This is a genomic window from Mesorhizobium sp. M0001 (assembly GCF_040324255.1).
Taxonomy (GTDB): Bacteria; Pseudomonadota; Alphaproteobacteria; order Rhizobiales; family Rhizobiaceae; genus Mesorhizobium.
In genome coordinates, this window is record NZ_JAMYVS010000001.1 from 1 (window position 1) to 12,096 (window position 12,096).

10 protein-coding genes are annotated in these 12,096 nt (G+C 59.4%); 4 read left to right on the forward strand and 6 right to left on the reverse strand.

All coding sequences use genetic code 11. The features are described from left to right. A partial coding sequence (locus tag NKK50_RS00005; RefSeq protein ID WP_352542996.1) for a hypothetical protein occupies positions 1 to 1,156 on the reverse strand: 1,156 nt, incomplete at its 3' end. Positions 1,157 to 1,478: 322 nt separating this feature from the next. Between NKK50_RS00005 and NKK50_RS00010 the strand changes: the two genes are divergently transcribed. After that, complete coding sequence (locus tag NKK50_RS00010) at positions 1,479 to 2,423, forward strand: transglutaminase-like cysteine peptidase (RefSeq protein WP_023834002.1); 945 nt, start codon at positions 1,479 to 1,481, stop codon at positions 2,421 to 2,423. 85 nt (positions 2,424 to 2,508) lie between these two features. On the opposite strand, the gene NKK50_RS00015 is transcribed toward NKK50_RS00010, so the two are convergent. The 5 genes from NKK50_RS00015 to NKK50_RS00035 all read right to left on the reverse strand — a co-directional run bounded on the left by NKK50_RS00015 (position 2,509) and on the right by NKK50_RS00035 (position 8,647). Further along, entirely contained in the window at positions 2,509 to 3,150 is a 642-nt protein-coding gene (locus NKK50_RS00015) for a ribbon-helix-helix domain-containing protein (protein ID WP_023667950.1), read from the reverse strand. Further along, positions 3,140 to 4,429, reverse strand: a complete 1,290-nt coding sequence (locus NKK50_RS00020; RefSeq protein WP_023667951.1) for an HlyD family type I secretion periplasmic adaptor subunit — start codon at positions 4,427 to 4,429, stop codon at positions 3,140 to 3,142. The genes NKK50_RS00015 and NKK50_RS00020 overlap by 11 nt, the downstream gene beginning before the upstream one ends. A gap of 43 nt (positions 4,430 to 4,472) precedes the next feature. After that, on the reverse strand, positions 4,473 to 6,605 hold the full coding sequence (locus NKK50_RS00025) for a type I secretion system permease/ATPase (protein ID WP_023691465.1): 2,133 nt from the start codon (positions 6,603 to 6,605) through the stop codon (positions 4,473 to 4,475). A 37-nt stretch (positions 6,606 to 6,642) separates the two neighbouring features. Next, positions 6,643 to 8,091: a TolC family protein gene (locus NKK50_RS00030; RefSeq protein ID WP_023744454.1), complete on the reverse strand. Its 1,449-nt coding sequence runs from the start codon at positions 8,089 to 8,091 to the stop codon at positions 6,643 to 6,645. 280 nt (positions 8,092 to 8,371) lie between these two features. Further along, positions 8,372 to 8,647, reverse strand: coding sequence for a hypothetical protein (locus NKK50_RS00035; protein WP_023744455.1), 276 nt, complete (start codon positions 8,645 to 8,647; stop codon positions 8,372 to 8,374). 889 nt (positions 8,648 to 9,536) lie between these two features. On the opposite strand from NKK50_RS00035, the gene NKK50_RS00040 reads away from it, so the two are divergent. From NKK50_RS00040 to NKK50_RS00050, 3 genes are all read left to right on the forward strand, one after another. Beyond that, the gene (locus NKK50_RS00040) at positions 9,537 to 10,253 is read left to right on the forward strand and encodes a pentapeptide repeat-containing protein (RefSeq protein ID WP_352542997.1); all 717 of its coding nucleotides are present in this window, start codon (positions 9,537 to 9,539) and stop codon (positions 10,251 to 10,253) included. A gap of 143 nt (positions 10,254 to 10,396) precedes the next feature. Next, complete coding sequence (locus NKK50_RS00045) at positions 10,397 to 10,552, forward strand: hypothetical protein (protein ID WP_023681074.1); 156 nt, start codon at positions 10,397 to 10,399, stop codon at positions 10,550 to 10,552. A 204-nt stretch (positions 10,553 to 10,756) separates the two neighbouring features. After that, positions 10,757 to 11,944 carry a magnesium transporter gene (locus NKK50_RS00050; protein ID WP_023744457.1) on the forward strand — a complete coding sequence of 396 codons (1,188 nt, stop codon included), beginning with the start codon at positions 10,757 to 10,759 and terminating at the stop codon, positions 11,942 to 11,944. The last annotated feature ends 152 nt before the right edge of the window (positions 11,945 to 12,096 follow it).

Below are 12,096 nucleotides of genomic sequence, written 5' to 3' on the forward strand. Positions count from 1 at the left end.
CCAGCACATTGCCGGTGGCCGGGCCGAACAGGCCGGCCCCGATGCTGTCGATGTCGGCAACCGCGGTCGGCACGTCATCGACGATGTTGACGGACAGCGTGCCCGGAAGGGACACGTCTCCGTCGGTGTCGGTAACCGTCATCGTCATGTCGTCGAAGATGGAATCTGTCCCCGCGTCGGGGTGAGTCGCGCTATGGACGAGCGTGTAGCTGTAGCTCACCTGGCCTGTGCTGGCGTCGTAGCCGTTGACGGTCAGCGTGTTGCCGAGCGGCGTGATGATGTCGATCGGCGTCGATGCGCTGTTGGCAAGAGCCGCGCCCGAAATCACCTGGCCGGCGATGGTCAGCGAGCCGACACCGTCGGGAGAGGCGATGGTGAAGGTGCCGGTGTTGTGTTCGGAGATGTCGCCGTCAACGCCTGGCGCCGACGCTTCGCCCGAACCTTCCGGCCCAGGGCTTTCCGGCAGGCCCTTTTCATTGACGATGGTGTCGCCGCCCTCGACGGAAGGCGTCAGGTCGATGATCGACGGTGTGGAATCCGGCCGCAGGCTTGGGAACAGCTCGCGATGATCCGGCTGGCCGAACGCCAGGTCTGTCGGAGGCAATAGTGCCGAAAGACCGAACCCGTCGCCGATGCCACCGGGGGGAACCGAGAAGTCTGCGCCGGCGCTTGGGTTCGAACCGCCCGGGCCGGCCGAGATCGAACCATCGGCACCGAAGGCGACATCGACGTGGCTCGCTTCAAGAGCGGCCAGCAAGGCCACGCGCGGAACTTCGACATCACCGATGATGAAGGTCGGCACGTTGAGCGCGCCATCCTTGATGAGGATGACTGAACCGTCGGCCTGTTCCAGCAACAGATTGTGGCCGTCGACCTTGATATTGTCGATGGAGACATCGGCCGGAAGTTTTACGACATTGCTGGCGTCGGCGACATATTCATGCGGCGCGGCTGCCGCCGGCACCTTCGCCTCCGCGGGTGCTTCCGGTTTAACGGGTGCGCCGCTGCCGACATCGACCGGCACCGGTTCGGCAGGCGTCGCCTGAGCGGCCTGCGCTACCTGGATGCCTGCCTGCGCTGGCGAGCCGCCATGTTCATGTGAAGAGTGCTCGTCCCAAGAATTCGAGACGGTATCCAAATCGTTACTGATCGTCATCGCCAAACCCCTCCGGCATTTCCCGGATAGAGACAGCGACGACTTCTGTTTTGCAACTATCCCGCAATCAATTTCATATATTCGGATATGCACGTCTCGGCATTTTTTACACGTGGTAAACCCGAAAGATATAACCTGATATACATTGGCCGCGCCGCGTCTCGTTTGATATACGCCGGTTGAGCTGGGTTGGTAAGCAGAAGTATAAATTTGAATAAAATTTTACGCAAAATAGACGTTCTCGATTGCAGGAAACTTATCCACCTTCCTTTCCAGTAATTTGAGACAAGATTGGTAGCGTCCGCAGTCAAAGGTGGGCGCTATGAAAAAAGAAAAATCTGCCCTGGGAATAACCGGGCTCAAACTCTTCCTGCTGGCAGTGGCGATCACAGGCCTGCCGCAGCCATCCTCCGCGAGAGCAGTTGCCGTGAATGCCGGCGCTGTCGCTGGGGTGCTGGCGGCTGTCGAAACCCCGTCCAGTCTCGGCGGCGTTTCGCTGGCTCGGCCGCAACCAGTGCAGCCCGTTTCAGCCTACCGGATCGGTATGGTTTTTGGCAGCTATGGTCCTGTTGCCGTTGATGAAAAGCGTGATTCTGCGCTTGCGCAGGACGACACCGGGATCGACCCGATCCAGACGGCGGCGATCATTCCCGGCGTGTTCGGTTCTGTTGCCCTGTCGATGCGCAATTTCCCCGTTTCGGCGCGCTGGGCGCCGGTCTACAAGGCAATTGTCGACTGTACCGCGAGCAGCGCGTGCGAACGCAAGAACAGCGCCTTTGCCGAGATCGTCAAGGCAGCCGGGAACAAGCGCTTCATCGATAAGTTGTCCTTCGTCAACTCAAGTATAAATCGCGCCATCGCCTACAAGAAGGACAGCGTGGTTTACGGCAAGCTCGACTACTGGGCCAAGCCCCGGGAAATCCTTGAGCGGCGGGCAGGGGACTGTGAGGATTTCGCCATCCTCAAGATGGCCGCGCTGCTGCATGCAGGCATCCCGGCGCAGAGCATGTCGCTGGTCGTCTTGCAGGATCGCAAGCGCGGTTTCTTTCATGCCGTGCTGTCGGTCAGCACCGGCAGCGGCGTCTTCATTCTCGACAGTTTGAGCAATGTAGTTTCCCGCGACACAGACCTGCCGACCTACGTGCCGCTGTATTCGTTCAGCACCGATCGCGCGTGGATCCATGGCGCGAAGACCGGTTCTGCTCAAATAGCCGATATCAAGGGCGGCCTTTCGACGGTCGCGCCTGGTGAAGGTGTGCAGCCGTAAGCTCCCATCAGAGAGTCTTGAGCGCTCTATCTCTAGTTTGACGCAATTTTCCACGGAAACCGCTCACATTTTTCCCGGAATTGCTCTAGCCGCCGAAGACGAACGCCATCAGCAGTTCCGGCTCGACCACCGGCGCCCGCACCGCGCTCAGTTGACCGCGGTAGCGGCGGTCGCCGGCGCCTATGACGAAACCGGTCGCGACCGGCGTCTCGCCATTGGCGTCGAGCCTGGCGAATATGTCGGCGACATTGAGGTCCAGCGCCAGCTTGAGATCCTGGCGCGCGTCCTCGTTCGGCGCCACCGGCAATTGCCGCCGCACCAGTTGCTGGAACGGCGCATTGAAGGTCAGGATCTTCTTCGACGATGCCAGGGCAAAGGCCGGCGAGGGACAGGCGACGAGAATGGCGCTGATGGTCTTGATCGACGCGAGCCTCTGCAAGGTGAGGTTTTGGTCGGCCAATCCACGCATGCAGGCTACGCGAATTGCCGATGTCAGGTTTCCGGCGTTGGCGTGGCTCTCTGCAATTTCCTCGATCAGTGTGCCGATCGTGCATTTGCGGCTTTCCGCCATCTGCTTCAGCGATGTCCAGAACGCCCGTTCCAGACGAATGCCGCGGCGCGTGCCGCCACGCGCCACAACCCGGAACTCGAGACCGAAATCCTCACTCGCCAGCGGTGGCAGCAGCCGGTCGCGATCGACCGGGCGGGAGATCGCACTATCGCTCACTCATTGCCTCCTCCCGCGCCTTGTTGATTGGTTTCAGAAGGTAGGTGAGAATCGTTTTGCGTCCGGTCTTGATGTCGACCGAACAGATCATGCCGGGGATGATGGAATAGGTCTTGCCGTCCCGTGTCAGGGTCGATTTGTCGGTGGCGACACGCACCTGATAGTACGGTTCGCCGGTCTTCTGGTCGACAAGGCTGTCGGCAGTGATGTTCGACACCTTGCCTTCGATGCCGCCGAAGATCGAGAAGTCATAGGCGGTCACCTTGATCAGGGCATCCTGGCCCGGCCGGATGAAGGCGACGTCCCGCGGTGAGACCCGGGCTTCGACCAGCAGGGTCTCGGACGTCGGCACGATACCCGCGACGACCGCGCCGGGCTGGACGAAGGCGCCGACCGTGTTGATGTCAAGCGTGTTGACGATACCATCGACAGGCGAACGGATATCGGTACGCGCCACCTTGTCGGTGGCACCGCGTATCGTCTCGTCCACCACCGAGAGATCGGCCAGCGCCTGCGTCAGATCGCTGAGCGCTTCCTGTTGCAGCTGGAGGCCAAGTTCGTCGACCTGAAGCTTGGCTTCCGTGATGGCAGACCTGGCTTTCTTGATGGTCTCTCCGGCAAGCGTCAGCTGACCATTGAGCTCGGTCTGCTCGCGCTCTACGCGGAGCTGCTCGGTTCGCGCCATCAGGCCTTTCTTGACCATCGCTTCGACCAGCTTCGCCTCCTGGTCGCTGACGGCCAGGTTCTTGGTGAGGCGATCGGCATTGGCGTTGGCTTCGTCGAGTTCCTTCTCACGCTGATCGAGCCGCGACTTTAGAACCGACAGTTTGACTTCGAAGTTATCGCGCCGCGCGATTAGCAGCTTCTGCTCGTTGTCGCAGATTTCCGGCGCCACCTTCTGGATCTCGGACGGACAGGGAAACGCGCCCTCGAGGCTGCCGGTCTGTTCGAATTGGAGCCGTGCAATGCGCGTCTGCAGCGCCCGCGCCTTGGCCTGCTGCTCGCCAAGGCTGGAAGTGTTGAAGGTGTTGTCGAGACGAATGATGAGGTCATTCTTCTTGACGACCTGACCGATCGTCACGGCGATTTCCTGAACCACGCCCGGCTCGCTGGCCTGGATGATCTGGGTCTTCGACGCCGGTATGATCTTGCCGTCGCCGCGTGCGATTTCATCGACCTCGGCGAAGGATGCCCAGGCTACCGAACTCGCAAAAAGCGCTCCGATAATGAATATCGAAGCCGACGCAAAAAGCGGCGGACGGTCTTCCCTGGCTAGCATTTACCACGTCCCAACGTGCTGTGTTCACGCATAATTCTGTTCGTCAGGCGCTTGTTTTCTGCAGCGCCTGTATCACCTGGTCTTTCGGTCCATCGGCAACGATCTTGCCCTGCTCGATGACGATCAGGCGGTCGGCCAGCTCGAGCATGCTGAAGCGGTGCGTCGATACGATCAGGGTCGTGTTGCGATCGAAAGCCACTTTGAGCTGCTTGATCAGCTGGCGCTCGGAAGCCAGATCCATCGAGCCGGACGGCTCGTCCAGGAACACGATTTTAGGTTTGGTCAGCAACAGGCGGGCAATTGCCATTGTCTGCCTCTGACCGCCCGAGAGATTGGTGCCGCGCTCGCCGACATTCATGTCGTAGCCTCGCGGATGGCGGGAGACGAAGTCGTCGACGCCGGCAGCCTTGGCCGCCTCGACGATCTGCTCATCGGTCGCCTCCGGGCACGCCATCAGGAGATTTTCCTTGATGGTGCCGGAAAACAGATCGTTGGCTTGCGCGACGATCCCGACCGCGGCGCGAACCTCAGATGGGTGGTATTGGCGGATGTCGATCCCGTCCAGCAGCAGCTCGCCGGAGGTCGGCAGGAAAAGCCTGCCGATCAGCCTCCCCATGGTCGTCTTTCCCGAGCCTATGCGGCCGATGATGCCAATCCGCTCACCGGGCTTCACCGAGAAATTCAGGCCGGTCAGCACTTCGTTTTCGGAACCCGGGTAGACAAAGCCGACATTCCTGAATGCCATTGCACCGTTGCGAATGGGGCGGTTGACGAAACCAACCGTGTCCGGCCGATCCTCAGGCTGCGCCATGATCGAATTCACCATTCGCAGGGACAGCATCGCCTGGCGAAGTCTGGACAAGGTGATCGCAATCTGCCCAAGCGGGGCCACCGCCCGGCCCGCCAGCATGACGGTGCCGATGATGGCGCCGGTCGAGACATGCCCTTCCGAAAAGGCATAGGCGCCGGCCACGATCAAAGCGACGGTGACCATCTGCTGGATGGCTTGCGTTATGTTGCCGGCGGCAGCCGAAAGCTGTTTGATCTTCTCGGACGTGTTGGATGCGTTCTTGGAATGCTCCGCCCATTTTCGCAGAAGGTACGCCTCTGCCCGCAGCGATTTGATCGTTTCCAGCGTGGAGATGGATTCCACCAGCAGGGCCTGGCGCTGCGAAGCCTCGTTCATGGAAGCGGCAACGCGTTTGCCGATGCGCCGTTGCGTGATCAGCCCGACGATCACCGAGGCGACAAAGGCAATGGCCGGTATGACGACCAGCCAACCGCCTATCGCATAGATGACAAGAAGAAAGACGAAGACGAAGGCTGTGTCGATGAAGACGCTGATGGTGTTCGACGTGAAAAACTCGCGCACGAACTCGTACTGGGTCACCCGATTTGCATATTCGCCGGTTGAGCCGGGCCTTGCCGACAAGGACGAGTTCAGCACCTTCTCGAAAAGCATATAGGAGATGCGAAGATCGGCCTTGCGCCCGGCATAGTCGATCAGTGACGCTCTGGCGGTCTTCAAGAGCAGGTCGAACAGAATGACCGCGCCGATCCCGATCGACAGCACCCAGAGCGTCGATATCGCCTTGTTCGGCAAGATCCTGTCGTAGACGTTCATGGTGAAGATCGGTGAGGCAAGAGCCAGCAGATTGATGAATACCGCCGACAGGATGACCTTCGAATAGGTGCGCCAGAACGGCCCCATCGTGCCGGTCAGCCAATGTCGCCGCTCGATCTTGGCCGCCGAACCGACGCTCATTGCCTCTACTGCGTTGGCATAGGTTATCGAGAAGGAAACGCCGCCACTAATATAACTTCCGGAAAACTCGGATTTGCTGATTGTCGTGCGCCCGTCTTCCTGGGGAGCGGTCGTAAATCCACCGTCCTCGGTCTGGGCAAGCAGCGCAACCGGCAACTGGCTGACGCGAAACAGAATGGCGGGAAGGTCGATGCGTCCGCGAAGAAAGTCGCGATGGCTGAATTCCGTGATTTCAAGACCGATGCGTTCGGCAAGATGCCGGATGGCGTCGATATCGATGCGGGTGTCTGACAGCGGCACGCCGGCAAACAGCACGGTCTCGGAACTCGGCCTGCCGAGGTACCCGGCAACAGCGGAGAAGCAGGCCTTGAACGCCTCTTTTGGGGAGAGGATTTTGGGTTGTGGGTTCACGATCGGCCCGCAGGACTATCGTTCGTCCTTGACCTTCCTACTTCTTTCTTACCGGTGCGAGGATGTCGAAAGGCAGATCGTTCGTCTGCTCCGACGGCGTGCGCGCATAGGTTTCGGTGTCGGCCGTTTCAGGCGCATTGAACTCGGCCTTGGCATAGGCGGTGGCCTGTTTTGCCGGCTGAAGATTCATGGTCTTCAGCAACTGCCCGGTTGCCGCCAGCAGCCGGTACTGCGCGAAAAGCGACGCGTAGGATGCGGTGTCGGCAAGCGTAGCTGTGTTGAACCGCGTGTTCTGCGCGTCGAGCACGTCGAGCAGCGAGCGCTGTCCGACCTTGAACTGCTCGCGATAGGACGCCACCAGCCTTTCGTTGGCGGCAGCCTGAAGCTTCAATGTCTTTGCCAGATCGGCCTGCCGGAAGCGGCGATCCCATGACGTACGGACGGCTTCCTCGATCTCGCGCAGAACCTGGTGCAGCACAAGGCGCTGCTCGCTGGTGCGGCGGACCTGCTCTTGCTCGTTGGCTTTGTCGATGCCGCCGCGATAGAGGTTCCAGCGCAGCACCAGCCGCGCCTGCAGGTCGCTAGCGTCGCCATCGTCGCCGTCGATGTCATAGCCGCCGCGGGCGCGGCCTTCGGCGATGACGGAGGGCCCGAATTTCGCCCGCGCCGCATCCACCAGGGAGGCGGCGGCGTCGATATCGCTGTTGGCCATGTGGACGCGCGGATTGTTCTGTCGCGCCAGCCCTAGCGCGTCGTCGAGCGACCTTGGCAGCGCGCTCGAGACATCGCTCGGCCTTGACGCGTTGGTCAGCGGCTTACCGACCGTCTTGAAGAACCGTATCTTGGAAGCCTCCAGTTCTTCGGTCGCCTCCTGCATACGTGCCTTGGCAGCGAACAGCCGCTCCTCGGCCTGCTGGCGATCAGCCTCGTTCAACGCGCCGCCTGCAATACCTTGCCGGATGTCGCCGAGGATTGCCTGGTGAAAGCCCAGATTCTTCTTCGCTTCTGAAACGATCGACGCCTGCAGCATGTATTCGAGATAGTCCTGGACGACAGACAGTCCAATGAATTCAGACCGTTCCAGCACCCGGAACGATGCGCCGTCGACCCGCGACGCCTGACGGTTCAGTTCCGCCCGCCTTGCGCCGCTGTCATAAAGCGTCTGCGTGACAACGACATCGGCTTCCGCCGGATAGAGCGCGTCATCCTCTATGGACAGCGAACGCCGGGAGGAATTGTCGAGACGACGAACCCCCGCCGACGCCTCGACATCGACGCTGGGAAGATAAAGTCCCTTCGCTTGGCGTAGCTCGAATTCGATTGCTTCGCGGTTTTCGATCGCTTGGCCAATTTCGGGGTTGGACTCCACCGCAACCGCCATCGCCTCCTGGAGAGTGAGCGCGTGAGCATTCCCACAACTCAATATGGCGACCGTCGTCAGCAGGCCGAGGCGCTTGCCTATCGCCGACATAGATGTCGTATTCATTTCACCCCACCCCAACGTTCCCCTGCGCCATTATTGCCAGGCGTTACAACTCAACCGTGATTGTTCACAAATTTGCAAAATATGGGAGCACTTATTGATTTAGTGACCGCTAAAACGCTAAATTCAAGCAAAATTCTATAGAATGTCGCAAAAATGGCACATAAAATACCCACTGCGGTTTTTGAGTAACAGCCGTCCGAGTTTGAACAGGCAAGCGAAACCGCTCCGGGAAGGAGGACCGCAAGGCCACCTTATGACCTATTTGCTCCTGATGGCTTGACTATTTCTGGGTGTACTTTTTCAGCGAGGTGACCGACAACATCTTGGTGGCAGCTACAATCGGCAGGATAATCTTAGCCCGCCTGCCAAGAGCCTGGAACGGACACCCCTGCCTTTCTTCGACCTGAAGCGTGGGCATAAATCCCTGAGCCGGCGAATAAACGCCGGCGACTGCTTCACTGGCCAGCGTGCCAGCATAGGGCTCGTATGACGGCCGATCAACGACTGGGTCAACCGAAGAGGTGACGGTACTTTTTGAGGCGGTTCTGTAGGCCATCGAATGCCGCAAGGTCCAAAAATCGCTCGATTGAGCCCATAGCTGGTGAAACCTCAAAATATTTCTTGCGGCGATTTTCCGTTAAAATCAAAAGCGTAATTTTTTTGACGGTTCTAGTGTCGGCCTTTCGCAGCTCAGAAAAAAATTTGACTGTAACGAGTCATACGCTGTTTAAACAATGCGGAACGAAGTGGTCGGTAGCGCCACCACTTTGCGGGACGACATACGAGAGTTGCAGGACGAGCGGTCAAACATCGAGGGGCCGCCGGCTCGTTAGATACCGCTACTCGTTCTTCCGCGCCATTCCAACAGGCTGAACTTCGAGGCAAGTGAGCCCGTCCTGGTCCGGCGCCTCGACTCGTAAATCCATTCCACCGATTACAACTGCCTGCAAGCTGCCGCTTGTTTGTTACTTCCCGAGTCTCATCGGCCATATCGAGGCGCTAGACCGTCAGCTGGTCGCGCGCTGTTGCCACAGCTGCCGATCTGCAACCGCCCCCATTTCCGCGGTTCTGGACCCTATCTCCCAACGTTTGCAAAACGAGGTCAGCTATGGTCGGCAGTTTGGGGTCGCGGGAGCATACGGAATGACACGGGAACCTTTCAGATTTTGGCCCACCAAAATTCAGCAAAATCAACAATTTCCGTTCGCCCTCCGGGCCCACCAATAACTCACGGCTTACGCCGAACTCTTTGTTTTGTGATCGCATCCGCGAAAAAGCGCTCTGCCGTCAAAGCCTTTCCCCACCTCTCGATGAGTTCCGCAAGCTGCTGCTGGCTATCGGCGGATCGTTGATGCGCAACTGTGACGGCGGTCGTTACCGTGGCTCGAGTGTCAGCAGATGTGGTAAGGCTGATTGTCGACGAGTAGCAGAGGGGTCCAGCGACAATGACTTTGAGACGAACCAGAGCTTACGGCGGATCCGGCTTGGTTCTGGCGGTTTGCACTGTATTGGCTTGGCAAAACGCCACCGCCGCTCAAGATTGCTACGCAGCCGCGACGCCTGGCGTCAATTGGCAGGAGTGTGACAAAAAGCTTCTCATCCTAGAAGGACAGGACCTGAGCGGGGCAAACCTGTTCGGTGTTGATTTCACTTCGACCGACCTCAGGAACAGCAATCTCCTTGCGGCAAATTTTGAGAAGGCAACGCTTGTGCGCGCTTCCCTGGCCGGCTCGACCGCCAAAGGCGCCCGGTTCGACAAAATCGAGGCGTACAGGACCGACTTCAGCCATATGGACGCGCAGGGCGCCGTGTTTACGGGCGCGGAAGTGCAGCGCTCGAATTTCCAGGACGCCAATCTGGTCAATGTTGATTTCACAAAGGCGGAATTGGGGCGTGCACAGTTCCATGACGCCGATGTCAGCGGCAGCCACTTTTCGTTTGCCAATCTCGCGCGGGCGGACTTCCGAGGAGCGAAGTTCACCGCACCGATAGACTTTGACGGCGCTTTTTTCTTTCTGACCCGTATCGAGGGCCTCGATCTATCCAATTCGGCGGGTCTGTCCCGGTGGCAGCTCAACATGGCTTGCGGGGACGCCCGGACCGAGTTGCCTTCTGGCATGACGAGGCCAGAAGATTGGCCCTGTCAATTCCAGCAGGAATAGCCCGCCCGTCCGCTTCCCGCCAAAGGCTGCCGGGCGGCAAAGCGCCTCAATTCAGTCCTCGGCCAGGGGGCAAAGCACGACACTGCGGGACATTTCCGGCAATCTCATTTACCGGCGAACGACAACGACCAAATGGAGGACGGATGCCCAAGGTCAAAGGTGATACCGCTCTGGACAAGGAGCGCGCCAAAACAGAGAAGCTCCTCAAAAAGGTTGGATACACCGCCTTGAAGGAGGCCGGTGTGGTATCCAAGCGACCCGACCTCCCAAATCTAAAGGTTGAAAAGCGAGGGAAATAGCGCGGACACTCGCGTGCTGATCTGACCGAAGGCACGCCCAAAATGTAGACGTCTGCTTTGCCTTCTCAAGCTAGGAGGGTGCAGGCGGCGCTTGCGAGAACCACAAGGCGGACTGCTGGGGCCGGAAGAAGCTGTCGTATTTCCGCCCCGGTGCGATCCGATACTTCACTACTTTTTCACTTTCAATTGCGGGGCCATATCATAATGAACGAAGAGACCGGCGTTCAGAAGTTGGTGCGCACGCTGCGTGCTCGAGCACCTGATGACGCAGCTGAATTGCTCGCTAAAGAGTCTCCCGAGTTCATCCGCGACACACTAAAGCTGTTGCCTGACGGGCACGCCCGTAAGGTGGCCGAGCATTTGCCACAGCATATGCGGCCCATCAGCTCTCATGATAGTGAGATGGGTTTCGCGATCCCCGAGTCGCTCATCGAGGTGATGGACCCGATCCCCGCCAGCGTTCCTGTCGGGACGACGGTTGCTGCCGCAGTGGAAGCTGTCAGAGGCGCCCAGGTGCCGACCGAGCTCACTTATCTCTACGTTACGGACAAGGGCAATAAACTGGTTGGCCTGGCGGTCCTGCGCGATCTGATGCTGAGCGAACCAGACGCGATTGTCGATCACATCATGCTGCCCAGGCCGTTCGCTCTTGATGTCGGTCTCTCTTTGAGTAACGCATGCAAAGCGGCGGTACGGCGTCACTATCCTGTCTATCCGGTGGTGGATGCGGAGAACCGGCTGCTCGGGCAGGTTCGCGGCTGGCGATTGTTCGAGCAGCAAATCATCGAGATTTCCGCCCAGTCTGGACAGATGGTAGGCCTCCAGAAGGAGGAGCGCTCTTTTACGCCGCTGTTTTCAGCCTTCCTGAAGCGTCATCCGTGGCTGCAGTTGAATCTCCTGACGGCCTTCATGGCCGCATTCGTGGTCAGTTCGTTCACAGGCACGATCGAGAAGATCGTCGCTCTGGCGGCGTTTCTCCCAGTCTTGGCCGGGCAGAGCGGAAACACCGGCTGCCAGGCACTGGCTATGACGCTGCGTGGCCTTGCCCTGGGGGATGTGGACAAACGACCGAAGCTGCACTTGGTGATGAGAGAAGGCGCGCTCGCGGCCGCCAACGGCGCGCTCGTCGGCGTTGTTGCGGCTGCGGCGATGTGGTTCTATGCCTCGAGGCAACCGGCGTCGGCGGCGCAGGCGCCGATGCTGGCACTTGTGATCCTGCTTGCCATGTCCGGATCGTGCCTCATGTCCGGCATCTCCGGCGTGCTGATCCCGTTGGGCCTGCGCCGGGTAGGCGCCGATCCGGCGGTCGCCTCGGCGATCTTCCTCACCACCGTGACCGATATTGTAGGCATGGGCCTGATGCTGGGGCTGGCAACCATGCTCGTGCTCTAGACTAGCAAGCTGCGTGCGGTGACGCGTCCCTGGGAGTCCGGGCAATGAGCTGACCTCGCGTTCAAAGAAATTGCAAGACCCGGGCCGAATCGCACACGCCTCGTGAGAAGCACCTTCCGGCAGCTCTCCGGCCTCTTGCGAAACGCGACGGA